This window comes from Amycolatopsis orientalis DSM 40040 = KCTC 9412 (genome assembly GCF_000478275.1).
Classification (GTDB): Bacteria; Actinomycetota; Actinomycetes; order Mycobacteriales; family Pseudonocardiaceae; genus Amycolatopsis; species Amycolatopsis orientalis.
This window is the reverse complement of the sequence record NZ_ASJB01000015.1, coordinates 439736-462831: the sequence shown is the minus strand read 5'-3', so window position 1 is coordinate 462831 and position 23096 is coordinate 439736. Positions and strand designations below refer to the sequence as shown.

Annotated in this window: 23 protein-coding genes; 11 read left to right on the top strand and 12 right to left on the bottom strand. The window is 69.8% G+C overall.

Features of this window, described 5'->3' with window-relative positions; translation table 11 throughout:
- Positions 1 to 18: 18 nt before the first annotated feature.
- Positions 19 to 1416 (bottom strand): amino acid permease, encoded by a 1398-nt coding sequence (locus L324_RS04605; RefSeq protein WP_051173613.1) that lies wholly within the window; start codon positions 1414 to 1416, stop codon positions 19 to 21.
- 153 nt (positions 1417 to 1569) lie between these two features.
- Here L324_RS04605 and L324_RS04600 point away from each other — a divergent pair, with 153 nt between their 5' ends.
- The gene (locus L324_RS04600; protein ID WP_037304338.1) at positions 1570 to 2157 is read left to right on the top strand and encodes a DUF305 domain-containing protein; all 588 of its coding nucleotides are present in this window, start codon (positions 1570 to 1572) and stop codon (positions 2155 to 2157) included.
- Here L324_RS04600 and L324_RS04595 read toward each other — a convergent pair.
- The 6 genes from L324_RS04595 to L324_RS04570 form a co-directional block, all read right to left on the bottom strand.
- A complete protein-coding gene (locus L324_RS04595) occupies positions 2134 to 3105 on the bottom strand; it encodes an EamA family transporter (RefSeq protein WP_037304336.1) in 972 nt (323 codons plus the stop codon). The two genes, L324_RS04600 and L324_RS04595, sit on opposite strands and share 24 nt — an antisense overlap.
- Before the next feature lie 117 nt (positions 3106 to 3222).
- The gene (locus L324_RS04590; RefSeq protein WP_037304495.1) at positions 3223 to 3771 is read right to left on the bottom strand and encodes a hypothetical protein; all 549 of its coding nucleotides are present in this window, start codon (positions 3769 to 3771) and stop codon (positions 3223 to 3225) included.
- Positions 3772 to 3836: 65 nt separating this feature from the next.
- Positions 3837 to 5366: an alpha/beta hydrolase gene (locus L324_RS04585; RefSeq protein WP_037304334.1), complete on the bottom strand. Its 1530-nt coding sequence runs from the start codon at positions 5364 to 5366 to the stop codon at positions 3837 to 3839.
- Positions 5366 to 5656, bottom strand: a complete 291-nt coding sequence (locus L324_RS04580; protein WP_037304332.1) for a hypothetical protein — start codon at positions 5654 to 5656, stop codon at positions 5366 to 5368. Before L324_RS04580 ends, L324_RS04585 begins: the two co-directional genes overlap by 1 nt.
- Positions 5657 to 5714: 58 nt before the next feature.
- Positions 5715 to 6341, bottom strand: a complete 627-nt coding sequence (gene wrbA, locus L324_RS04575; protein ID WP_037304329.1) for an NAD(P)H:quinone oxidoreductase — start codon at positions 6339 to 6341, stop codon at positions 5715 to 5717.
- A 168-nt stretch (positions 6342 to 6509) separates the two neighbouring features.
- Positions 6510 to 7319 carry a lysophospholipid acyltransferase family protein gene (locus L324_RS04570; RefSeq protein WP_037304327.1) on the bottom strand — a complete coding sequence of 270 codons (810 nt, stop codon included), beginning with the start codon at positions 7317 to 7319 and terminating at the stop codon, positions 6510 to 6512.
- A 298-nt stretch (positions 7320 to 7617) separates the two neighbouring features.
- On the opposite strand from L324_RS04570, the gene L324_RS04565 reads away from it, so the two are divergent.
- Both L324_RS04565 and L324_RS04560 read left to right on the top strand, forming a co-directional pair.
- Positions 7618 to 9951 carry an FtsK/SpoIIIE family DNA translocase gene (locus L324_RS04565; RefSeq protein ID WP_037304326.1) on the top strand — a complete coding sequence of 778 codons (2334 nt, stop codon included), beginning with the start codon at positions 7618 to 7620 and terminating at the stop codon, positions 9949 to 9951.
- 164 nt (positions 9952 to 10115) lie between these two features.
- Positions 10116 to 10586, top strand: a complete 471-nt coding sequence (locus tag L324_RS04560; protein ID WP_037304325.1) for a hypothetical protein — start codon at positions 10116 to 10118, stop codon at positions 10584 to 10586.
- Between the two features lie 270 nt (positions 10587 to 10856).
- Here L324_RS04560 and L324_RS04555 read toward each other — a convergent pair whose 3' ends face one another.
- Together L324_RS04555 and L324_RS04550 are read right to left on the bottom strand one after the other, a co-directional pair.
- Positions 10857 to 11498 carry a nitroreductase family protein gene (locus L324_RS04555; RefSeq protein ID WP_037304323.1) on the bottom strand — a complete coding sequence of 214 codons (642 nt, stop codon included), beginning with the start codon at positions 11496 to 11498 and terminating at the stop codon, positions 10857 to 10859.
- Between the two features lie 10 nt (positions 11499 to 11508).
- Entirely contained in the window at positions 11509 to 12357 is an 849-nt protein-coding gene (locus tag L324_RS04550) for an alpha/beta fold hydrolase (RefSeq protein WP_037304322.1), read from the bottom strand.
- 58 nt (positions 12358 to 12415) lie between these two features.
- Between L324_RS04550 and L324_RS04545 the strand changes: the two genes are divergently transcribed.
- Positions 12416 to 12949 (top strand): CGNR zinc finger domain-containing protein, encoded by a 534-nt coding sequence (locus L324_RS04545; RefSeq protein ID WP_037304321.1) that lies wholly within the window; start codon positions 12416 to 12418, stop codon positions 12947 to 12949.
- 73 nt (positions 12950 to 13022) lie between these two features.
- Here the strand turns inward: L324_RS04545 and L324_RS04540 are convergent, their stop codons facing one another.
- Positions 13023 to 13550: an amino-acid N-acetyltransferase gene (locus tag L324_RS04540; protein WP_034312131.1), complete on the bottom strand. Its 528-nt coding sequence runs from the start codon at positions 13548 to 13550 to the stop codon at positions 13023 to 13025.
- An 88-nt stretch (positions 13551 to 13638) separates the two neighbouring features.
- Here L324_RS04540 and rimO point away from each other — a divergent pair, with 88 nt between their 5' ends.
- The 7 genes from rimO to L324_RS04505 all read left to right on the top strand — a co-directional run bounded on the left by rimO (position 13639) and on the right by L324_RS04505 (position 21229).
- Positions 13639 to 15087: a 30S ribosomal protein S12 methylthiotransferase RimO gene (gene rimO, locus L324_RS04535; RefSeq protein ID WP_037304319.1), complete on the top strand. Its 1449-nt coding sequence runs from the start codon at positions 13639 to 13641 to the stop codon at positions 15085 to 15087.
- On the top strand, positions 15084 to 15731 hold the full coding sequence (pgsA, locus tag L324_RS04530; RefSeq protein WP_037304317.1) for a CDP-diacylglycerol--glycerol-3-phosphate 3-phosphatidyltransferase: 648 nt from the start codon (positions 15084 to 15086) through the stop codon (positions 15729 to 15731). The genes rimO and pgsA overlap by 4 nt, the downstream gene beginning before the upstream one ends.
- Positions 15728 to 16192: a CinA family protein gene (locus tag L324_RS04525; RefSeq protein WP_037304315.1), complete on the top strand. Its 465-nt coding sequence runs from the start codon at positions 15728 to 15730 to the stop codon at positions 16190 to 16192. The genes pgsA and L324_RS04525 overlap by 4 nt, the downstream gene beginning before the upstream one ends.
- Before the next feature lie 101 nt (positions 16193 to 16293).
- Positions 16294 to 16740: a helix-turn-helix domain-containing protein gene (locus L324_RS04520; RefSeq protein WP_037304313.1), complete on the top strand. Its 447-nt coding sequence runs from the start codon at positions 16294 to 16296 to the stop codon at positions 16738 to 16740.
- A gap of 313 nt (positions 16741 to 17053) precedes the next feature.
- A complete protein-coding gene (locus L324_RS04515) occupies positions 17054 to 17896 on the top strand; it encodes a PspA/IM30 family protein (RefSeq protein WP_020637705.1) in 843 nt (280 codons plus the stop codon).
- 73 nt (positions 17897 to 17969) lie between these two features.
- Positions 17970 to 18959, top strand: coding sequence for a phage shock envelope stress response protein PspM (pspM, locus tag L324_RS04510; protein ID WP_037304311.1), 990 nt, complete (start codon positions 17970 to 17972; stop codon positions 18957 to 18959).
- Positions 18960 to 19591: 632 nt separating this feature from the next.
- Complete coding sequence (locus L324_RS04505; RefSeq protein WP_037304309.1) at positions 19592 to 21229, top strand: amidase family protein; 1638 nt, start codon at positions 19592 to 19594, stop codon at positions 21227 to 21229.
- On the opposite strand, the gene L324_RS04500 is transcribed toward L324_RS04505, so the two are convergent.
- Both L324_RS04500 and L324_RS04495 read right to left on the bottom strand, forming a co-directional pair.
- Entirely contained in the window at positions 21189 to 22238 is a 1050-nt protein-coding gene (locus L324_RS04500) for a quinone-dependent dihydroorotate dehydrogenase (protein WP_037304307.1), read from the bottom strand. The genes L324_RS04505 and L324_RS04500 overlap by 41 nt on opposite strands.
- 22 nt (positions 22239 to 22260) lie before the next feature.
- On the bottom strand, positions 22261 to 22821 hold the full coding sequence (locus tag L324_RS04495; RefSeq protein ID WP_037304306.1) for a GNAT family N-acetyltransferase: 561 nt from the start codon (positions 22819 to 22821) through the stop codon (positions 22261 to 22263).
- Positions 22822 to 23096: the final 275 nt, after the last annotated feature.

Sequence of the window (23096 nt, the reverse complement as noted above, 5' to 3'; positions counted from 1 at the left end):
TTACCACTCACGAGGCGTTCAGACCTCAGATCGGGATTTACGGCCGGATCGCCGTCGCTGGATGAAGTAGACGGCGAGGATCACCGCCAGGCTGATCAGGCTCAGGTACAGCTGCGCCCGCGTGTCCGCGTCCACGAACAGCATCGACGCCACCACGGCCAGCGTCCCGGCGAGGGTGAGCCTGCTGAGCCACGGGTAGCCCCACATGCGCAGCTTCAGCCGTTCCGGCGCCTCGGCTTCCAGACGGCGCCGCATCCGCAGCTGCGACCCGGCGATGATCGCGTAGACGAACAACGCGACCGCGCCGGCGGAGTTGATGATGAAGTAGAAGATCTTGTCGGGGGACACGAAGTTCATCACCACGGCGACGTAACCGACCGAAGTGGACACCAGGATCGCCTTCCACGGCACCCCGCGCCGGTTCGTGTCGGCGATCCATTTCGGCGCCCAGCCGTTGCGGCGCAACGCGAACAGCATGCGGGAAGCGGTGTACAGCCCGGAATTGAGCACCGACAGCACGGCGGTCAGCACCACCGCGCTGACCACGGTCTCGGCGGCGGGGATGCCGAACCGGCCGAACGCGGCGGCGAACGGGCTCGTCGTGGTCGGGATGTCGCGCCAGCCGGTGATCATCACCAGCAGCGTCACCGAACCGACGTAGAACACGATCACGCGCCACACGATCGACGACGTCGCCTTGCGCACGGCCGCTTCGGGTTCGCGGGATTCGGCGGCGGCGATGGTGACGATCTCCGCGCCGAAATAGGAGAAGATCACGATCACCACGCCGTGCACCACCGAGAACGGGCCGTTGGCGAGGAAGCCGTCCTGCGCGATGTTGCCGACCGAGAACGATCCGCCCGGCCAGAGCCCGAGCACGAACAGGACACCCACCACGAGGAACACCACGATCGTGGCGATCTTGACCGACGCGAGCCAGAACTCCGTCTCCCCGAACGAACGGGCCGAGGCGAGGTTGGTCGCGGTCAGCAACAGCATCAGGATCAGCGAGAAGATCCATTGCGGCACAACGGGAATCCAGGCCTGGAGGATCTTCGCCCCGGCGACGGCCTCGAAGGCGACCACGCCGACCCAGAAGTACCAGTACAGCCAGCCGACGGTGAAGCCCGCCCAGCCGCCGAGCGAAGTCCGCGCGTATTCCATGAAGGAGCCCTGGGACGGCGCGGCCGTCGCCATCTCGCCGAGCATCCGCATCACCAGCACGACGATCAGCCCGCCGATGGCGTAGGACAGCACGGCAGCCGGTCCGACGGTGTGGATGACCGCGCCGCTGCCGATGAACAGGCTGGCGCCGATGATGCCGCCCAGCGCGATCATCCGGACGTGGCGTTGTCGCAGGTCCGGGCGGAGACCGTCGCGTTCGGCAGTCCGGTCCGGAGTGGTTTCGGCGTCCATTCGCGGGTTGCCTCCTGTCGGAGTGGCGGCGGATCGCGGGATTGTCGCACCGCGAGCGCCGGGGGAAAAGCATTTGCGCAACCCCCGGTGAACAGGCCGAAGTGGACTCTGCGAACCTAGGCACCTCCACCGCGCGTTCCGAGGAGCACTTCGATGCCGCACGCCGTCCTCCGGTTCCTGCCTGCCGTCGCCCTGGCCGCCGTGCTCGCGGGCTGTTCGGACGAGGCACCCCAGTCGCAGACGGCGCCTCCCGGTTCGTCACCGCTGGCGCAGCAGGCCGCCGTTCCGTTCAACGACGCCGATGTCGCGTTCGCACGGCAGGCCCTCGCGCATCACCAGCAGGGCATGGATCTGGCTTCCCTGGCCGAAACGCGGACGGAGAACGCGGAACTGAAGGCGCTCGCGAAGCGGATCATCGACACCCACGAACCGGAGATCGCGCGGCTGTCCGCGCTCATCGAGTCCTGGGCCCAGCCCGCGCCGGACGATCCGAACCTCGAACACGTCCAGCGCGACGGCTACCTCAGCCCGGGTGACCTGGCTCAGCTGGCCGGACTGTCCGGAAAGGACTTCGACCGCCAGTTCGTCGCACGGCTGATCCGCCAGCGCGAGGCGGGCGTCCGCATCGCCGACGCCGAAACCCAGCACGGTCGTAATCCCGACGCCCGCGACCTCGCCGCGACGACGTCGCGTTCGCAGCAGCAGGAGATCAGCGAGCTACGGGGCTTCAAGCAGGGTTGAGTCCGTCTGGACGACGTTCGTGTTCAGCTGGACGATGTAGGCACCGGTCAGCAGTACCAGCGCGCCCGCCGCCTGCACCCAGCTGAGCGCCTCGCCCAGCAGCAGCCACGCCGCGGCGGCGGCGATCAGCGGCTCCACCAGTCCCACCACACTCGCCACCGACGCGGGAAGATGGCGCAGCGCCGCCATCCCCGTCGCGTAGGCGAGGACGGTCGCGATCAGGACCAGCGCGATCAGCAGCGACCACACCGGCGGATGCCACGCCCCGAACGTCGCCGGGGCTTCGAGGACACCCCACGGGATCGTCCACGGTGGAGCGACCGCGCAGACCAGGACCGCGCCGATCGTCATCCCCCAGGTGACCATGCCGAGCGGATCGCGGTCCGCGACACCGCGTTCGCCGAGGAGGAAATAGCCCGCCGAACAGACGGCCGCGCCCAGTCCGGCGAGCAACCCGACGGCGTCGAGGCTGAGGCCTTCCCAGACCTGCGCGACCAGCACGAGCCCGGTCATCGCCAGCGCGATGCCCGCCCACATCGCGCCCGGCAGCCGCACCCGCCGCACGAACCGCACCCACAGTGCGATCAGCACCGGAGAGGTGAATTCGAGCAGGATGGCGATCCCGACCGGGATCCGGCCCGCCGCGAGGAAGTACATGAGCTGGACGCCCGCCACGCCGAGCGAGCCGTACGCGAGCAGCAGCGGCCATTCGCGCTTCGTCACCTTGAGCAGTTTCGGGCGGAAGACCGCGACCAGCGCGAGCAGCACGATCGCCGACAGGCCGATGCGGATGGCCGCGACCTGTTCCGGCGAAAGCCCGGCCTGCATCGCCGGTTTGCCCAGCACACCCGACGTCCCGAAGAAGACGGCGGCGAGCAGGATCAGCGTGATGCCCCGGCCGCGGTGCGCGACGTGCCGGGCGGGGGCGGTGGCGAGTTCGGCGGTCACGGCCGGAGGGTAGAGGCCGGGTGGCGGCGGGGCGACCCGTTTTCCCAGCGGGTGGTCCTCGGCTCAGGTCTCGTGAGTGGTAATGACGGTTAGAACCGTCATTACCACTCACGAGGCTCAGAAGGAGGTGCCGCCGTCGGTCCAGTCGGTCCGGTCGAAGTCCTCGTCGTCGACGGGGGCGCGGCGCGGTTTGCGGACCGGCTCCGGTACCGGGGCAGCGGCGACCGGCTGCTCGGGTTCGCCGGCTTCGACGGCCTGGGGTTCGGGGGTGCCGTTCGGCCAGACACACGGTGAGGTCGCGCCGAGGTAGAACTTGCCGAGATCGTTCGCCTGCACCGACATGTCGAACGCGTCCGCGTTGTTGCGGGCGAACACGTACTGATCCTTCGGCCGTGAATCCGTCAGGACCTTGAAGCCGTGAGCCGTCCACCATCCGACCACGGCGTCGAAGTACTCCGCGAACTTCGCCGGTTCGAGACCGGTCACCTCGTAGGTCGCCGAGATCTCGAAGCGGCCTTGGGGACCGTTGTCGGTCGGGTCGGCGCATTCGGAACGGTTCTGGGTGAACGGTTTCCGCCGCGCCGAGCCGGGCAGCACGGCGAACGCGGCTTGGATGTACGCCTCGACCTTCTCCCGGGCCTGTTGTTCGGTGATGGTCGGTTTCATGGCGTCTCCACCTCCGGGGGAGCAGGCCGTCAGGAACAGGAGAAGAGCGGTCAGGAGCGGGAGTTTCACGAAGTGGGTTTCCCCGCGATGATCAGGCCGAGGTTCCGGAGCGACGGGTTGTTGTCCTCCCAGTATTCGCTGTGCGCTTCCTTGCTGTAGCCGGTCCAGTCGTCCGTGCCCGGCGCCGAGGTGAACACCCGCGCGCCGAACTCCGCGTCGGTCGGATCCTGGCCGAGGACCGGGTCGTACCCGGCGATCTCCAGATTGGCCAGGTTGATCATGTCGTGTTCGGCCACCGTCGCGTGTACATGTCCGCCGATCTCGCCCGGGTCCACCCCATCGAGGTGCAACTGGCTCACGTCGTGCGCGCCGACGCCGGGACTCGCCACGAAGGCGAGTTCGTCCGCGGCCAGTCCGCCGTCGCGGGCCGCGTGACCGACGACGGTGGTGCCGTAGCTGTGCCCCAGCACCGTGTTGTGCGACGGCGGCCCCTGATGCGTTTCCCGAAGCCCGTCCTGGAATCCGGCCAGTGCTGCTTTCCCGCCATCGGCGTACTTCTCGTTCGCGGCGTCGGTGATCCCGTCCGGCGCGTCGTAACCCAGCCAGGTGATCACGGCCGTCGACGGGGAACCCGCGGTCGTCGCCGAGGCCCACATCTTGTCGGAACGGTTGAGATCGCCGCCGATCTTCGCCAGCTCCGACCCGGTCCCCGGCACGTACGTCGCCACATTCACCGCCGTATCGGGATTCCCCGCCGAAACGATCGCCTTCCCGTCGCCGCTCGTGTCCAGCCCCAGCAGGAAGGCCCGTGGCTCCGGCTGGGCCAGCCGTCGTTCGATGGCCTCCAGGCCCGTGCGCCTGGGGTCACCGTGCAGCCGCGCGAGTTCGCGGGCGAGGACGGCGCGGTTGGCGGCGTCGCGGTCGGCGGCCGGGACACCATCGAGGTTCCCGACGAGATCCGGATTCCTTTGCAGCAAAGCGACTTTCGCGGTGTCCGAGAGACTGTCCCACCACGCCTTGGTGTCACCGGGCGTGCCGTTCTCCGGCGGGCCGATGATCGACAGACCGCTTTGCGCGACTCCGGCGTCGGCGGCTTGGGCGAGGGTTCCGGCGCCTTGTTCGGTGAACTCTCCTCGGAGGGCCCGCCGCATGATGGCGGCGAAGTCCGCGTCGACGTCGGTGGCGCGGCGCAGGATCTGCTCGATCCGGTCGGCGAGTTCCGCCATGACCCGCGGCTCCGCGGGCCCACCGGAGGAGATGATCTCCCCGCCGGAGCCGATGCTCAGGCCGTTCCGGGAAGCGAGTTCGTCGGTCTCCCGCACGAACGCGACGATCCGGTCCAGCGCGAGCTGCACCTCGTGCGCGCCCCGCCGGACGGCGGACGCCCCGGCCACGAGTCGGTCCAAGGTGGAGGTCAGCGATCCGCACCGCACCGACGCGGCCGTGGCGGCGTCGCCGGTCCACCCGGTGAAGCGGGCCATGGCCTCGACGTCGTCGTTCGCGGCGATGATCCGGACGCAGCCGTCGTTGAGCGCGTCGGCGACCGCGCCGATCGCGGCCGGGTCCCAGCGGCGTACGTCGCCCCAGGTGAGCATCAGCCGCGGAGTTCCCGGGACGCCGCCAGCTCGTTCGAGCGGTAGCGGACGGCGGCTTCCTCGAGTTGCCCGGAGTACCCCGCGGCGTTCTCGGCCCAGCCGGGCACCGCCCGGCCCCAGGCGTCCGCGAGCAACCGGGCCGCTTCACCGGACACACCGCCCGGCAGGCCCGCCGCGACACCGGTGAGCGCGGCCGCGAGATCCACCCGCCCGACGTCGTCCGAAGCCCGCTTCGCCGCGTCTGACGCGGCGCCGATCGCCTCCAGAGCCACCTCGTACCCGCCGGTCATCCCGCTTCCTCCCCGTAGCGTGACGCTGTGTGACGACGCTACGACGCGGGAGACGGACCTACGGTTCCCCTCGGCCGTCCTTGAAAAGTCCGTCGGCGATGTAGCGCGAGACGGTGGCGAGGCGCCGCCCCTGCAGGCGGAGGGCGTCGAGGGCGAGGTCGTCGGGTTCGGCGGACTTGCGCGAGACGAACGATCCGCCGTACGGATTGCCCGATTCGAGCAGCCGCGGGTCGGTGTAGCCGAGCGGCAGGACGAGGGCGCCCCAGTGGTAGAAGATGTTGTTCGTGGCCAGCAGGGTCGCTTCGAGCCCGCCGTGCGCCGTCGACGCGGTGGTGAACGAGGTCGCGACCTTGTTCACCAGCTTTCCCTTGGCCCACAGGCCGCCGGTACTGTCCAAAAAGGACTTAAGCTGGGCGGCGGGGCCGCCGAACCGGGTCGGGCTCCCGGCGGCGAAACCGTCCGCCCACTCCAGGTCGTCCAGCGTCGCGATCTCGTGGTGCGGCCCCGCGTCGACCCATGCCTGCCAGCGGGGATTGCTCGCCACGGCCTCGGCCGGGGCGGTCTCGGGGACGGTGCGGACGCGGACGTCGGCTTCGGCCTCGCCAGCGCCGTCGGCCAGCGCCGACGCCAGTTTCGCGGTGTTGCCGGTCGCGCTGTAGTAGACGACGAGGATGCGGGTGCTCACGTCCGCCGACCCTAGGCCGTGTCCTGCAAGTCTTGTTCGCGGTCTTCGCGCCCAGGCGGTCCCTGACGGCACGNNACCGCCAGGAACCACCTGGATCACGAAGCCCATCGAACAGACTTACAGGACACGGCCTAGGCGAACGTGAGCACCGGTCTCAGTATCCGGAACTCAGTACTTCTTCCACGGGCTGACGGTGTCGGTCGGCCGCGTCGGGTCGTGGAAGCGCGGCTTCTCCAGCTCGTCGCGGCGCAGCGGCACCAAGCCGTCGGTGATCGCCTGCATGATCCTGGCGTGCGCGCGGACCCCGGCGCCCGGCCGCTCCGGCTCGACCTCCGACAGATCCACCGGCTCGCCGAAATGCACCTTGAACCGGGGGCGGCGCATCGGCGCGCTCAGCCCGGACTTGGCCAGCGGCACCAGATCGGCGGGCCCGGTGACGGTCTCCGTCCCCCAGTAGACGGCTTCGTGCGCGCCCCACTGGCTGATCGGGATCACCGGCACCCCGGCCGCGAGAGCGAGCCGCGCGGCGCCGGTCTTGCCGCGTTCCGGCCACAGCCCGGGATCGTGGCTGATCCGGCCCTCGGGGTAGACGATGAGCGGGTCACGCGTGGTGCGCAGCGCCTCGGCCGCCTCGGTGAACTGGCCGATGGCCGTCGAAGCCTGCTTGCGGTCGACCCGCAGATGACCGCTGGCCCGCAGCGCCGGGCCGATGACGGGGGCGTCGAGGATGCCGCCCGCCAGCATGAACCGCGGGTTGATGCCGATCCGTTTACAGGCGGCCATCAGCACGAACGCGTCGAAGACGCCGATGTGGTTGGCCGTCATGAGCAGGGGTTTCCGGCGCAGTTCCGCCGGGACACCGCCGGTCACGGTGAGTTTGCCGACGAAGTTGACCAGCCCCCGGTCGATGTTCAGCATCGTGCGCCAGACGGCCGGGGCGCGGCGAGCCGAATTCTCATCCTGATGCAGCGCGAACATGGGGCAGAGCATGTCATGAGCCGCTTTTCACCCGGATGGCCGCTCAAGCTGTGACCTGAGACGAATGTTCCGGATGTGCCCCGAGTGGCACCCGGGGCTGGAGGGCCTGGGCGGTTACCGTGGAGGCATGGCTAGCGGGTCGACGACCAGGAAACGGAGTACGGCGCGAAGCGGCGGCAGCAAGGGGCCGGCGCGGAAACCGCGTACCCCGGCGAAGCCCAGGTCAACGGCTGCGAGGAAGCCCGCTCCACGGCGTCCGGCGCCCAGGAAGAAGTCTTCCGGAACCTTCGCGAAGGGCGTGCGCGGCACCTGGAACCTGCTCGCCAAGGGCCTCGGCACGCTGGCCAGGACGGTCGGCCGCGGTCGTGAACTCGAACCCGAACACCGCCGCGACGGTCTCGCGCTCGGCCTGATCGCGCTGGCGCTGGTGATCGCGTTCGGCGTCTGGTGGCGGGCCGCGGGCCCGATCGGCGGCTGGGTGGAGGTCGCCACCAGGTCGGTGCTCGGCGCGGGCGCGGTGACGCTGCCCCTGGTCCTGATCGTGGTCGCCGTCGCGCTGATGCGCTCCGAACCGGTGCCGGAGGCCCGGCCGCGGATGGTCATCGGCACCATCCTGGTCATCCTGTCGGTCCTCGGCCTGCTGCACATCTTCACCGCGCTGCCCGAGACCAACGACGGGCGGATGTACGCCGGCGGGGTGATCGGCGCGTTCTCCGGCGGCCTGCTGACCATGGGCGTCACCACCTGGGTCGCCGTGCCGCTGCTGGTGCTGGCGCTGCTGTTCGGCACGCTCGTGTTCACCGGGACCCCGGTCCGCGAGATCCCGCACCGGCTGCGCACCTGGGGTCTCGACCCCGAGGAGATCGAAGAGGCCGAAGCCGAACGCCGGGCCATCCACGAAGAACGCGACGCCGTCACCGAAGCCGACCCGAAGTCCGTCCGCCTGCGGAAGCCGTCGCGGCGCCGCCAGGGTGCCGGTGACCACTCGGGTGAGCAGCTCGACATCGAAGCCGCGCTGGCCGAACCGCCGACGCCGCTGCGGCCGCCGAAGCCCGCCGTCAAACCGGTCGAGGTCCCGGAGAAGAAGCCCAAGAAGGCCGAACAGCCGCTGGCGGTCACCAGGACCGTCGAAGGCGACTACAAGCTCCCGCCGCCGGACCTGCTGAAGCTCGGCGACGCGCCGAAGTCCCGCAGCAAGGCCAACGACGCCATGATCGAGGCGATCACCGGCGTCCTGGAGCAGTTCAACGTCGACGCGCAGGTCACCGGGTTCACCCGGGGCCCGACGGTCACCCGGTACGAGGTCGAACTCGGCCCCGGCGTGAAGGTCGAGAAGATCACCGCGCTGACCAAGAACATCGCCTACGCGGTGGCGACCGACAACGTCCGGCTGCTCGCCCCGATCCCGGGCAAGTCCGCGGTCGGCATCGAGGTGCCCAACTCCGACCGCGAGATGGTGCGCCTCGGCGACGTGCTGCGCGCGCCGTCGACGGTCAAGGACAACCACCCGATGGTCATCGGACTCGGCAAGGACATCGAGGGCCATTTCGTCACCGCGAACCTGACGAAGATGCCGCACCTGCTGGTGGCGGGGTCCACCGGTTCCGGTAAGTCGAGCTTCGTGAACTCGATGCTGGTGTCCCTGCTCGCGCGGGCGACGCCGGACGAGTGCCGGATGATCCTGATCGACCCGAAGATGGTCGAACTGACCCCGTACGAGGGCATCCCGCACCTGATCACGCCCATCATCACCCAGCCGAAGAAGGCCGCCGCGGCGCTGGCCTGGCTGGTGGAGGAGATGGAGCAGCGGTATCAGGACATGCAGGTCAACAAGGTCCGGCACATCGACGACTACAACAAGAAGGTGCGCTCGGGGGAGATCACCGCGCCGCCGGGCAGCGAGCGCGTCTACCAGCCGTACCCGTACATCATGGCGATCGTCGACGAGCTCGCCGACCTGATGATGACCGCGCCGCGTGACGTCGAGGACGCCATCGTCCGGATCACCCAGAAGGCGCGTGCCGCCGGGATCCACCTGGTGCTGGCGACCCAGCGCCCGTCGGTCGACGTCGTGACCGGCCTGATCAAGACCAACGTGCCCTCGCGGCTGGCGTTCGCGACCTCGTCGCTCACCGACTCGCGGGTCATCCTCGACCAGCCGGGCGCGGAGAAGCTCATCGGTATGGGTGACGCCCTGTACCTGCCGATGGGCGCCGGGAAACCGGTCCGTATCCAGGGCGCCTTCGTCGGCGACGAAGAGATCTCCGCGGTGGTGAACTTCGCCAAGGAGCAGGCGCAGCCGGACTACACCGACGGCGTCACCGCGGCGAAGGCGGGCGAGAAGAAGGAGATCGACTCCGACATCGGCGACGACCTCGACGTCCTGCTGCAGGCCGCCGAGCTGATCGTCACCTCGCAGTTCGGCTCGACGTCGATGCTGCAGCGGAAGCTGCGGGTCGGCTTCGCCAAGGCCGGGCGCCTGATGGACCTGCTGGAGAGCCGCGGCGTCGTCGGGCCGTCGGAGGGCTCGAAGGCGCGGGACGTGCTGATCAAGCCGGAGGAGCTGGAGTCGGTGCTGTTCATGATCCGCGGCGGCGGGGACGCGAACGGCGGCGACGTCTCGGACGACTGACCACAGAGTCGTGAGTGGTAATGACGGTTAGAACCCTCATTACCACTCACGACCCCCTGCACCGGCCGCTGTGAAAGGGACCTCTCTGGGGTCTGGGCCTTGGTCGAAAAGATGGACTGAGGAAGCGATGCAACGGACCGGAGGCTCCGCTACGTCCAGTACGCGTGGACCCCAAGAAGCTGCTCGTCGTCCTCTGCGCCCTGGCCGGTCTCGCCTGCGGAGCCGGTAGCTCCGCCGCGCGCGAACAACCACCGGCGGCCGTGTCCCCGCCGGCCGCCCAGCCCGCACCGGCACATGAGCAGCCCCGGCCCGCCAAGGGCACCGTGGAGCTGGGGGACACCATCACCCTCAAGGCCGATGAAACCACCGAGGTCGCGTCGAAGGACGTCAGCATCCGGTTCACCGAGCTGGTATCCGATTCCCGCTGCGCCCAGGGCATGGTCTGTGTCTGGGAAGGGGAGGCCGTGGTCGCGCTGACCCTGGCCGAACCGGGACGCGGCGAGCGGACGAGCGCGGAACTGGCCTCCACCGGACGTGGTGGCAGGCAGTCCGTCGAGTTCGCCGCCTGCCGGGTGGACCTGGTCGCCGTGAGTTCGGGGGGCGACCAGGTCACCCTGCGGGTGTCCAAGGCCTAGAGCGCTCGTGAGTGGTAATGACGGTTCTAACCGTCATTACCACTCACGAGACGCGCCCCACCAGGTACCCGGCAAAGTGAAGGTCGAGTTTCCTCGGCTGAGTCGAGGGAGGGGTCCTTTTACGCGCGGCCACCGCGGCTGCTGGGGCAGGTGGTGTTTCTGAGGCTGCGGATAGCGATCGCGTAGTCCGTGAAGGCCTCCTTCCCTACCTTCAGAGTAGGCAAGGAGGCCTTCACGGACCTACCGCCAGCGCCTGCGGGTGTCCAAGGCCTAGAGTGCGTTGCCCCAGCCATCGAGGTACGCGACTTCGGACAGCGGCACACGGGCCGCGGGTTTGAAGTCCGGCACCGTCGTATAGGCGACCGGCAGCAGCCCGACCTGCGTGACGTCGGAGGGGATGCCGAGGATTTCGGCCGCCTCCGCCTCGTGGGTCAGGTGGTAGGTCGTGAGCGTCGAGCCGAGGCCGCGTGACCGCAGCGCCAGCTGGAAGTTCCACACCGCCGGGAAGATCCCGCCGTAGAACGCGGCGTCGGTCGCGTTGTCGCCGCTCGGCCTGCCTGCCAGACACGGGATGACGAAGACGGGCACCCGGTCGATCACGTCGATCAGGTGCTGTCCCGAAGCGAACGCGCGCGCCACGGAGGGCTCGGTGATCGCCTCGCCCAGCGCCGCCGCGTTCGTCTCCAGGTACGCCTTCCCGACCCGCCGGAACAGTGCGGACAGCCGGTCCTTCACCCCCTGATCCCGCACCACCAGCCACCGCCACGCCTGCTGGTTGCCCGGCGTGGGCGCCTGGAGCGCCAGCCGAAGGCACTCGCCGAGCACCTCGGGTTCCACCGGCCGGTCCAGGTCGAGTTTGCGGCGCACCGCCCGGGTCGTGCTGAGCAGATGGTCGGTGACCGAGGTGTCCATGTCCCGCCTTTCAGTGATGCGCCGCCAGGAAGCGGTCGATCAGCTCGCTGATCGGTTCGAGGTCCTCCTCCAGCGCGAAGTGTCCGGTGTCGAAGAAGTGAACCTCCGCCGAGGGAACATCATTCCGGAACGCCCCGGCCCCCGCAGGGATGAAGAACGGGTCGTTGCGGCCCCAGACGGCGAGCACCGGCGGCCGCGTCTCCCGTAGCCACGCCTGGAACTTCGGATACACGGGCGGGTTGTTCCGGTAGTCCCAGAGCAGGTCCAGCATCGCCTCCGTCCGGCCGGGAAGGCCGAGGAAGTACTGGTCCAGCAGGTAACTCGTGGGGTCGACGGTCTCCGGGTCGCGGGCGCCTTCGGTGTACTGGCCCTTGATCTGCTCCGGTGCGAGGATCTCCCTGAACCCGCGCCGCGCCTCGACCTCGTCCGTCATGGTGGCGAAGTCCGGCATCGCCGGCCCGAGCCCTTCGACGTAGGCGTTGCCGTTCTGCGTGATCAGCGCCGTGACCTCGGACGGCCGCGAGACGGCCAGCCGCAGCCCGGTCGGGGCGCCGAAATCGAAGACGTAGAGCGCGTAGCGGCGCAGTTCCAGCGCGTCCACGAACTCGCCGACCACGTCCGCGAGCCTGTCGAAGGTGAACGTGAAGCCTTGGGGCGTGACGGTCTGCCCGAACCCGGGCAGGTCCGGCGCGATGAGCCGCCACCGGCCGGCGAGACGGCGCATCAGCCGCACGAACTGATGCGAAGAGGTCGGGAAGCCGTGCAGCAGGAGCAGAACGGGAGCCTCGGGGTCGCCGGCTTCGCGATAGAAGACGTCGACGTCGCCGACTCTGACGGAACGGTGCCGGATGGTCGCCATGAACACTCCCTAATGGTTGGAACTGTTTTTAACCATTAGTACCTGCTAGTGTCAAGTCATGCTCGATCTCGACTCGCTCCCCGGTGACGATCTCGCGGTGAACCTCGCCGACACGGTCATGCTGGCCGTCTCGCCGTCGATCGACCTGCTCGACGACGGGCACGCCAGGTTCTGGTCGGCGCAGGCCTCGCTCCTGCCCGAAGGTGCCCGGCCGCCGTCGCCCGAGCGGACGAGGCGGCTGCGTTCGGCGGTGCGTGAGCTGCTGGAAGCCGTCGTGGGCGGACGGGAACCCGAGGCATGGGCGGTGGAGCGGGTCAACGCGGCCGCGGCCGCCGTCCCGACCAGCCCGCGGCTGACCGCCGAGGGCGCGGAGACGCGCTGGCACGGGGAGGACGAAGGCGAGATCGCCCTCGCCGCCGTCGCGGTCGCGGCGATCGACCTCGTGGCCGGGCCCCGCGCGGCCCGGCTGCGGCGCTGCGGCGCGCACGACTGCTCGATGCTGTTCGTGGCGGCCAACAGCCGCCGGGTCTGGTGCACGCCGTCGCTGTGCGGCAACCGGGTCCGGGTCGCCCGCCACGCCAGGAAGGGCTGAAGGGGCCCATCGCCGCATGCGACGGGGGGAAAGCGCCCTTCACCGCGTCGCATGCGGCGAAAGTCCCCTTCGGCTACAGCTCCAGCAGCATCCGGCTGTTGCCCAGGGTGTTGGGCTTCACGTACGGCAGGTCGAGGAATTCCGCGACACCCGGGTCGGCCGAGCGCCGCATCTCCTCGTAGACCTCCTGGGTCACCGGGGTGCCGTCGATCTCGACGAAACCGTGCCCGGCGAAGAAATGGGTCTCGAAGGTCAGCACGAACAGCCGCTTCAGCCCGATCTCGCGGGCGAAGTCGATCAGCTGCCCCACCAGCGCGTGCCCGATGCCACGGCCGCGGGAGTCCTTGTCGACCGCGATGGTGCGCAGCTCGGCGATGTCCTCCCACAGCACGTGGAGCGCGCCGCAGCCGAGTACGTCGTCACCGTCCTCGACCACCCAGAACTCCTGGACGCTCTCGTAGAGGGTGACGAGTTCCTTCTCCAGCAGCACCGTCCCGGCGTCGGAGTCGACCAGCGCCTTGATCTTGCGGACGTCCGCGATACGCGCGCGGCGAACGGTGGGGCGGCGGTGGAGTAGGGGGTCTGAGGGCACGTCCACCATTAAGCCATCCCGGGTGCGGGCGACGGTCGAAGGCTCGCCCGAGCGAGCGATCGCCGACCCCGGGAGCAGGCCAGCTACCCTAAGGCACGTGCCTTCTCCCACCACTGATCCTGTCGCCACCCGCCGCGTTTCCTTGCTGACCCTCGGTTGCGCCCGCAACGAGGTCGATTCCGAGGAACTCGCCGGACGGCTGGCGGCGGGCGGCTGGGAGCTCGCCGCCGAGCCCGAGGACTCCGACGTCGTGGTCGTCAACACCTGCGGCTTCGTCGAGTCCGCCAAGAAGGATTCGGTCGACACCCTGCTCGCCGCGTCCGACACCGGCAAGAAGGTCGTCGCCGTCGGCTGCATGGCGGAGCGGTACGGCAACGAGCTGGCCGAGAACCTGCCCGAGGCCGACGCCGTCCTGGGCTTCGACCACTACGCCGACCTCTCCGACCGGCTCGACGACGTCGTGGCCGGCCGCAAGATCGAGTCCCACACCCCCTCCGACCGCCGCAAGCTGCTGCCGATCAGCCCGGTCCAGCGGCCGACGGCCGCCGAAACGGTCGAGGTGCCCGGGCACGCGCAGCACGGCTGGGGCCCCCGCGTGCTGCGGACCCGGCTCGACACCTCCCCGGTGGCCGCGCTGAAGATCGCCTCCGGCTGCGACCGCCGCTGCTCGTTCTGCGCGATCCCGTCGTTCCGGGGTTCCTTCGTGTCCCGTCAGCCGGACGAGATCGTCGCCGAGGCGATGTGGCTCGCGGAGAACGGCGTCAAGGAGCTCTTCCTCGTCTCGGAGAACTCCACCTCCTACGGCAAGGACTTCGGCCGTGACGGCGCCCGCGCGCTGGAGCTGCTGGTGCCGCGCCTGGCCGCGGTGCCCGGGATCGAACGCGTCCGCGTCTCCTACCTGCAGCCCGCCGAGACGCGTCCCGGCCTGGTCAAGGCCATCGCGACCACGCCGGGTGTCGCCGACTACTTCGACCTGTCCTTCCAGCACTCCAGCGAGACCGTGCTGCGCCGCATGCGCCGCTTCGGCTCCACGGACTCGTTCCTCGCGCTGTGCGACCAGATCCGGGAGTACTCGCCCAACGCCGGCATCCGCACCAACGTCATCGTCGGGTTCCCCGGCGAGACCGAGGAGGACGTCGCCGAGCTGGAGCGCTTCCTGACCGGCGCGCGGCTGGACGCGGTGGGCGTCTTCGGCTACTCCGACGAGGACGGTACCGAGGCCGAGACCTTCGAGGGCAAACTCGACGAGACCGTGGTGGCCGAGCGGGTTTCCCGGATCTCCGCGCTGGTCGAGGAACTGACCTCCCAGCGGGCCGAGGACCGCATCGGCGACTTCGTCGACGTGCTGATCGAGCAGGCCGAGGACGGCGAGGACCCGATCGGCCGCGCCGCGCACCAGGCCCCCGAGGTCGACGGCGAATGCGTCCTGATCGAGACGGACGACCTGCCGTCGCTGGCGGTCGGTGACTTCGTGCGCTGCGAGGTCGTCGACTCCGAGGGCGTCGACTTGATCGTGCGGCCCGCGCCGCCCGAGGCAGACCGGTGAATGCCGCCCCGAGCGACGCCGGTGCCGGTGAAGGAACGGGAGGTGAGCACGCCCGGGTCCCCGAGGCCACCCCGGTCCCGACGCTGAACCTGGCGAACCTGCTCACCATGTCCCGGCTCGTGCTGGTGCCGTTGTTCGTGATGGCGCTGTTCACCGGCGACGGGGCCGACACCTTCTGGCGCGCGACGGCCACCGCGCTGTTCGCGATCGCGTCGTTCACCGACCAGGTCGACGGCTGGGTCGCGCGGAAGTACGGGCTGATCACCGACTTCGGCAAGATCGCCGACCCGATCGCGGACAAGGCGCTGATCGGCGCCGCGCTGGTCGGGCTGAGCGTGCTCGGCGAACTGGGCTGGTGGGTCACCATCGTCATCGCGATCCGCGAGATCGGCGTGACGCTGCTGCGGTTCTGGGTGATCCGGCACGGCGTCATCCCGGCCAGCCGGGGCGGCAAGGCCAAGACGCTCACCCAGATCGCGGCCATCACCGCGTACCTGCTGCCCCTGCCGCCCGCCGCCGAACCGGTCCGGTGGGCGCTGATGGGCCTCGCGCTGATCCTGACCGTCGTGACCGGACTCGACTACGTCGTGCGCGCGGTCCGGCTGCGCTCCGCCGGACGGCGTGCGGCGGGCACCGCGTCGTGACCGCCGGTGAGACCTTGGTCACTCACCTGATCGAGCGAGGGGAGACGGTGGCCACGGCCGAGTCGCTCACCGCCGGGCTGGTCTGCGCGACGCTGACCGAGGTCCCCGGATCGAGTGCCGTGGTCCGGGGCGGGCTGATCGTCTACGCCACCGATCTCAAGGCGTCGCTCGCCGGTGTCGACGAGGACCTCCTCGCCACCCACGGCGCCGTCCATCCCGAGGTCGCGGCGCAGTTGGCCATCGGCGCGAAGGACCGCTGCGGCGCCACCTGGGGCCTCGGCCTGACCGGTGTCGCGGGTCCGGCCGGGCAGGACGGCGTCGCACCCGGCACCGTCCACGTCGGCCTCGCCGGTCCGGGCGTGCTCACCGTCCGTACGCTGGACTTGAGCGGTGATCGAGCCTCGGTCAGGGGCGGTGCCGTGCGTGGCGCGTTCGCCCTGCTGGGGGAACATCTCGCATGATCGCCGCGTTCGCCCTTGGCGTATTGCCGTGTCAACACCTGCGCCCGGGGCACCGCTCTGGGTAACGTAGGGGACAGTCAGTCCTGGAAGGGAGGCGCGTGATGACCGTGCTGTTGCGCGAGGCTATCGGCGACCGGCTCCGACACGCCCGCACGAACCAGCGTCGAACCCTGCGGGACATCTCCCGCGCCGCCAGGGTGAGCCTCGGCTACCTTTCCGAGGTCGAGCGCGGGCAGAAGGAGGCGTCCAGCGAGCTGCTGGCGTCCATTTGCGAGGCCTTGGACCTTCCGCTGGGCGAACTCCTGCACAAGGTCGCGGCGGACGTCTCGGCGATGGACAACGTCGAGGTCGCCCCGGTGGACGAGAAGGTCGAGGCGGGCAAGCGGCGCGCTCCGGAGCGCGAAAGCGCCGAAGCGGGCCTCGAAGGCGGCCGCCTGGTGTCCGAGCTGATCGGCAACGACCTGGCCGACCTGCGGATCTCGCCGCCACCGCGGATGAGCCCCGCCCTGCGGACGACGATCGCCGCACCGAAGATGGTCGCCGCCTAGGGGTGGTGGCCTGAGCAAGGTCGTGAACGGAAAAAGGCCCCGGGCAGTCCGCCTGGGGCCTTCTTCCGTCGGTTCGCCGCGTCGCGGCGCCGACCCGGACCCGTCTTCACCCACGGTCACCGTCCGGTGAACCCGAAAGTCGTGCACATCACAGTCAGGGGGATCCCTGAATTCCGTCGGGGTCGCCTGGAACGCGGGACGCCGACCTGACACGATGGAACTCAACGCCGGGGTCGGGACGTTGCAACATCACAGAGGGGACGCCCCACCTCGAGGTAACAGCCCGTGGGATGCGAGAAGGCAGGCGGAGGAGATGGCCAACCCGTTCGTGAAGTTCTGGAAGTACATGATGGCGGCGTTCTCGTCGAAGATCGACGAGCACGCCGACCCGAAGGTACAGATCCAGCAGGCCATCGAGGAGGCGCAGCGCAACCACCAGGCGCTGACCCAGCAGGCCGCCTCGGTGATCGGTAACCAGCGTCAGCTGGAGATGAAGCTGAACCGCCAGCTCGGCGACGTGGAGAAGCTGCAGGCTTCGACCCGCCAGGCGCTGGTGCTCGCCGACGAGGCGCGCGCCAAGGGCGACGAGCAGAAGGCGACCGAGTTCGAAAACGCGGCGGAGAGCTTCGCCGCGCAGCTCGTCACCGCTGAGCAGAGCATCGAGGACCTGAAGACCCTGCACGACCAGTCGCTTCAGGCTGCGGAGCAGGCGAAGAAGGCCGTCGAGCGCAACGCGACCATGCTGCAGCAGAAGCTGGCCGAGCGCACCAAGCTGCTCTCTCAGCTGGAGCAGGCGAAGATGCAGGAGCAGGTCTCCGCTTCGCTGAACCAGATGAGCCAGCTGGCCGCGCCGGGCAACACCCCGTCACTGGAAGACGTTCGCGACAAGATCGAGAAGCGCTACACCACCGCGCTCGGCTCGGCCGAACTCGCCCAGAACTCCGTCCAGGGCCGGATGATGGAGGTCCAGGCCTCCACGACGCAGCTCGCGGGGCACTCGCGACTGGAGCAGATCCGCGCTTCCATGAAGGGTGACTCCGTCGCGCAGGTGACCGACGGCAAGACCGCGGCCGCGCCGAAGGCGTCGAGCGGTGCGGACATCCAGCGGGAAATCCAGGCACGGGTTCAGGCCGAACAGGGCAAGAACCCCGCCTGACACACCACCTAGAGCCGGTTCCGCACCCCGCGGGGTGCGGAACCGGTCTCACCGAAGACAGGGGCGAGGGCAAATGGGGCAGGGCAGGCGCAAGGACTTCGGGGAGTTCACCGCCAAGCTTGAGAAGCACATCGAAAAGCTGCCCGACTACGCCCAGCGCGCGCAGGAGAAGCTGCAGCGCTACATCCCGCCCTCCGAGCAGGGCTCCCAGCCCGCCACGCAGGCACCGCCGAAGCCGTCGCGGCCCCGGCCGCAGATGCCGCCGATGCCGGCCATGCCGAAGATCTCGCAGCAGCTGACGTCGATGGCGGCGGGTCAGATCCCGGTCGTCGCCGACGCGAAGGCCAAATGGGCCCGCTGGAACGAACCCGCCGCCAAACTGGAGCGGCGCAAGCGCCGGACCTCGCGCGCGCTGACCTTCTGGATCCTCCTCACCATCCTTTGTGGACTGTTCGCCGTCGTCGCGGGCACCGGCCTCTTGAAGGCGGGCCAGGCCGACGTCCTCCAGGCCATCGCGGGCGGCGCGTTCACGATCGTCTTCGGCACCTTCGGCGTCCGGTCGGGATTGCGGTTGCGGACGCTGAACCGCACCGTGCTGCCCGCCGCGCCCGCGGCTCCGCCGCCACTGCCCCCGGCACGGTCCGTCGCGCGGGAGCCGATGGAACGTCTCGTCGAGAGCGAGGCTTCGCTCGCGGAGCTGCTTCGCCAGCTTTCGCAGCCGACGTCGCTCGGCACCATGCCGGTGTCGGAGATCGCCGTGGCGGACGCCAGGACCACCGCCGCGGAGGCCGCACAGGCCCTGCGCGGACTCGCGGGCCGGATCCAGGCCATCGAACGCGGGCGTGACGCCGCGCCCGAGCGGGAACGCGGCGCCCTCGACGCCGCCATCAAGCAACTGCGCGAGCAGCTCGACGACGGCCTCGACGGTTACGGCGGGCTCGTCGCGGCCGCCGGGCACACCGTCGCCGCGAGTTCGGACGGCATGACGTCGTCCAAGGAGTCGCTCTCGGACGCGACCGACAAGCTCGCCGGCCTCGCGATGGCGATGCGCGAACTCTCCTGAGTCCAGAGGCCGTGAAGGCCTCCTTTCCTACCTTGAGAGTCAGAGTCCCGGCAAAGTCACAGAGCTGCTGGTCGGCACTGTTCTTGGTGGTCCGGATGTGGCATCGCGGGCGCCTGCAGGGTTCGAGCGTGGAGGATTTGGGACGTTCAACGTCCCGAATCCTCCACACTCGGGGGTGTACCGGGGCATGTCCCTGACCTTCAGAGTAGGAAAGGGGGCCTTCGCGGACCGCGGCTTGGTCTCACTCCGGGCCAAGGTGTCCCCAATGCGGCATTGGGGACAGAACGCGTCAGCGGACCACGCCGGGTGCAGACCCGTACCCCCGATCTGGCGTAGCCTCAGTGAGCGGGGCCGTCCTGAGCAGGCGCTTTCCTGGACCATCGTCCCATTCGTCGTCGCTAATACTCCATTGCGTAACGACTCGCTCACTGTGCGGTACCGAAACGCTCGCGTAACCCGAATCCGCTGGTGGCGGAAACCCGCGTTGCCTAACGTTTCTCCCATGCACGCAGTGCTTTTCCCAGCTCGGGCCTGAACCCAGCCCGCGTGAGCGGGCGTCCCAGGGTGGCGGACCGGACACAGTGGATCTCGCGCAGTGGTCTTTCTCGTCCCCACCGAGGAAAGGACGCCCAGTGACGACGCTCCCCCCGGAACCAGAGCCGATCCCGACCCCGCCTCCCAGCTCCTACCAGCGCGTCAAAGCCGCCTACGACCGGATCACCGAGGTCGACCGGCCGGACGTCTGGATCACCCTCCGCCCACTGGAAGACGCCCTCGTGGACGCGAAGGCGGTCGACGAACGCCTGCGCGCGGGCGCCGATCTCCCGCTCGCCGGAACACTGGTGGCGGTCGCCGACGTCATCGACGTCGCCGGTCTTCCCACCGCGGGGGAGGACGTCTGCTGTGTCGGCGCCACCTCGGTGTCCCGGCTGACCGCAGCCGGAGCGGTGGTCGTCGGCAAGACCAACTGCGACCCGTTCGGCAGCGACCTCGAAGACACGCACAGCCCGTACGGCGCCGTGAGCGCCGCGCTGAACACCGCCCGCGTCTCGGGGAGTGCCAGCAGCGGCGCGGCCGTGGCCGTCGCGCTCGGCCTGGTCGATCTGGCGGTCTGCGTGGACGACGCGGGAGCGGGCCGGGTGCCCGCGTCGCTCAACGGGATCGTCGGGATGCGGCCGACACCGGGTTTGGTGCCCAAGACCGGCGTCGTCGCTTCGCGGGACAGTGTGGCGTTGTTCGCGCGCAGCCTGACACTGGGGCAGCGCGCGCTGGGGCTGATGACCGGCCCCGACGGGGTCGACCCGCTCGCGCACGACTGGCCCGCCGACGTCCGGCTCGGCGCGGGAGACCGGCCCCGGGTCGCGATCCCGGGCTCCGAAACGCTCACCTGCCTGTCGCTCCAGTCCCGGTCCGCCTTCCTCGGCGCGGTTTCGGCGCTGCGCGCGTCCGGTGCCGTCGTGGAGACGGTGGAGGTGGCCGCCCTGCTGTCGGTGGGTGAGCTGATCCACGACGACGGCTTCCTCGCCGACCGGCAGCGGGTCGCCGAGGCCGGGATGCTCGCGCTCCGGATGCTGTCCGAGTACGACGCCCTGGTGCTGCCGACCGTCGCCGACCATCCGGAGGTCGCCGAGGCACTGTCCGATCCGGGTGGGGTCGCCGCCCGGCTGGAGCGGTTCACCGCGTTCGTCAACCTGCTCGGCCTCGCCGCGGTCACGGTGCCGTCGTCGCCGTCGGATCTCGGCCCGTACGGGGTGTCGGTGGTGGTGCGGCCGTTCGACGACCAGGTCGCCATCGACCTCGCCGCCGTGCTCACCGACGAACAGGCCGATTTCCCCTATCCGGCACCGGGTGCGGATCTCGTGGTGTTCGGCGCGCATCTGCGCGGGCAGCCGCTGAACGAGCAGCTGGTCGCCGCGGGGGCGCGGTTCACCGGACCGGTCCAGACCGGCGAGGGCTATCGGATGCTGTTGCTGCCGACCGAACCGCCGCAGCCGGGCGTGGTGCCGGTGAGCGGCTCGGGCGAGCACACGATGCTGTCGGGTGAACGCTGGCGGCTCTCGCCCGCCGCGCTCGGCGCCTTCGCCGCCGCGCTGCCCGAACCCTTCGTCCTCGGCCGGATCCGGCTGGAGAACGGGGAGACACCGCTGGCCGTGCTGTGTGATCAGGCGGCCACGGCGACGGCGACCGAGCTGACGCGGTACCAGTGCTGGCGGGCCTACCTGCGGTTCGTCAGTACGGCCGGGCCGCGAGACCTCGGGCGACCCGCTTGACCAGACCGGGACCGTGCAGGGCGAAACCGGTGTAGAGCTGGACGAGGCCGGCACCGGCGTCGAGCATGCGCGCGGCGGCGCCGGCGTCGAAGATCCCGCCGACGCCGATGATCGGCAGCTTGCCGCCGGTCTCGTCGTGCACGAACCGCACCACCTCGGCGGAGCGCGCGGTGAGCGGGCGGCCGGACAGGCCGCCCGCCTCCTCGCCGATGGCCGCTTCGGCCGGTGCGATCCCCTCGCGGGACAGCGTCGTGTTGGTCGCGATCAGCCCGGAGACACCGTGTTCGAGGCAGACCTCCAGCAGTTCCGCGAGCGCTTCGTCAGTGAGGTCGGGCGCGACCTTCACCAGCACCGGCGTCGGCGCGGCGTCGCCCGCCAGCTCGGCGGAGGTCGTGCGGAGTTCGGCGAGCAGTTCGGCCAGCGCGGCCTTGTCCTGCAACGCCCGCAAGCCGGGAGTGTTGGGCGAACTGACGTTGATCGCGAAGTAGTCGGCGTAGGGATACAGGGCCCGCAACGAGAACCGGTAGTCCTCGACGGCCTCGTCGAGCGGGGTCACCTTGGACTTGCCGATGCTGACCCCGAGCGGCACCGGCGGCTTCCCGTCCGCGGCGAGGCGGGCCGCGAGCGCTTCCGCGCCTTCGTTGTTGAAGCCCATCCGGTTGATCACCGCGTCGGTCCGGGCGAGGGTGAACAGCCGCGGCTTGTCGTTGCCCGGCTGCGGATGCCGGGTCACCGTGCCGACCTCGACGAAGCCGAAGCCGAGCGCGGGCCAGGCGTGCAGCGCGCGGCCGTTCTTGTCCATCCCGGCGGCGAGGCCGACGCGGTTCGGGAAGCGGAGCCCGAGGAACGTGACCGGATCGTCCGTCCGGTAGACGCGGCCGAGCGCGCCGAGCGCGGGGGAGACCCGGCTCAGCCTGGCGAGCGTGCCGATGGTGCGTTCGTGCACGGTTTCGGGGTCGTTGCCGGAGACCCGGTAGAGCGCGGGGCGGACGATCTTGTCGAAGAGCACGGCCCCATCATGCCTGGTGCCGCTAGGGCCTCGCCTTCCACTCGTCCTCGAGCATCGCGAAGACGAGTTCGTCACACCACTCGCCCTTCACGATCTCGTTCTCCCGCAGATGTGCTTCCTTCTTCATGCCGAGGCGTTCCATCAGCGCGGCCGACGCGGTGTTGCGCCCGTCACAGCGGCCGATGATCCGGTGCAGGCCCAGCTCCTCGAAGCCGAGCCGCAGCACCTCGACGGCGGCCTCCGCGGCGAGCCCCTTCCCGTGGTGGTCGGGATGGAAGACGAACCCGATCTCGCCCTGGCGGTGCTCGCTGCTGAGGTATTCGAGGTTCAGGTCGCCGATGAGCTGTCCGGTCTCGGTCAGTTCCGCGGCCACCGCGAGGAACTGCCCCTCCTTCGAGAGGGTGGCGCTGTGCACCCGTTTCGCGAGCGCGGCGGCGGATTCGGCCCGGCTGCGCGGACCCCAGTAGAGGTAGCGGGCGACGTCGGCGCGGGACTGGAAGGAGTTGAGTTCGTCGAGATCCGCCGGGGTGAAGGCGCGGAGTGTCAGTCGCGGCGTGGTGATCGGGAAATCGGGCCTCAACATGGGCGTCAGGCTATCCAGTCTGCGGGGTTCCGGAAGCGGAACAGCGGCGGACGGTCCTCCAGTGCGACGGGTGGTCCCCTTCGTGCTCGCAAAAGGGCCATATCCCGGAAATAAGGGTACCCCCGAGGTGGCTCCCGGACGCCGGAATCGGCGGCCGGGCCCGAGCCGGACCGGTGCTCGGGAACCTCGAGGGCCCGGTGACTGCCTGGTATTCGCTATCAGGCACCACGCGAAGCAGAGACGACGAGCCGAAGGTGGCTCCAACTTGCGTTGTA

Coding starts and splice junctions, on each gene's coding strand:
- L324_RS04605 (WP_051173613.1), bottom strand. CDS start 1,416: ATGGACGCCGAAACCACTCCGGACCGGACTGCCGAACGCGACGGTCTC.
- L324_RS04600 (WP_037304338.1), top strand. CDS start 1,570: ATGCCGCACGCCGTCCTCCGGTTCCTGCCTGCCGTCGCCCTGGCCGCC.
- L324_RS04590 (WP_037304495.1), bottom strand. CDS start 3,771: ATGAAACCGACCATCACCGAACAACAGGCCCGGGAGAAGGTCGAGGCG.
- L324_RS04585 (WP_037304334.1), bottom strand. CDS start 5,366: ATGCTCACCTGGGGCGACGTACGCCGCTGGGACCCGGCCGCGATCGGC.
- L324_RS04580 (WP_037304332.1), bottom strand. CDS start 5,656: ATGACCGGCGGGTACGAGGTGGCTCTGGAGGCGATCGGCGCCGCGTCA.
- L324_RS04570 (WP_037304327.1), bottom strand. CDS start 7,319: ATGTTCGCGCTGCATCAGGATGAGAATTCGGCTCGCCGCGCCCCGGCC.
- L324_RS04555 (WP_037304323.1), bottom strand. CDS start 11,498: ATGGACACCTCGGTCACCGACCATCTGCTCAGCACGACCCGGGCGGTG.
- L324_RS04550 (WP_037304322.1), bottom strand. CDS start 12,357: ATGGCGACCATCCGGCACCGTTCCGTCAGAGTCGGCGACGTCGACGTC.
- L324_RS04545 (WP_037304321.1), top strand. CDS start 12,416: ATGCTCGATCTCGACTCGCTCCCCGGTGACGATCTCGCGGTGAACCTC.
- L324_RS04540 (WP_034312131.1), bottom strand. CDS start 13,550: ATGGTGGACGTGCCCTCAGACCCCCTACTCCACCGCCGCCCCACCGTT.
- L324_RS04520 (WP_037304313.1), top strand. CDS start 16,294: ATGACCGTGCTGTTGCGCGAGGCTATCGGCGACCGGCTCCGACACGCC.
- L324_RS04515 (WP_020637705.1), top strand. CDS start 17,054: ATGGCCAACCCGTTCGTGAAGTTCTGGAAGTACATGATGGCGGCGTTC.
- pspM (WP_037304311.1), top strand. CDS start 17,970: ATGGGGCAGGGCAGGCGCAAGGACTTCGGGGAGTTCACCGCCAAGCTT.
- L324_RS04495 (WP_037304306.1), bottom strand. CDS start 22,821: ATGTTGAGGCCCGATTTCCCGATCACCACGCCGCGACTGACACTCCGC.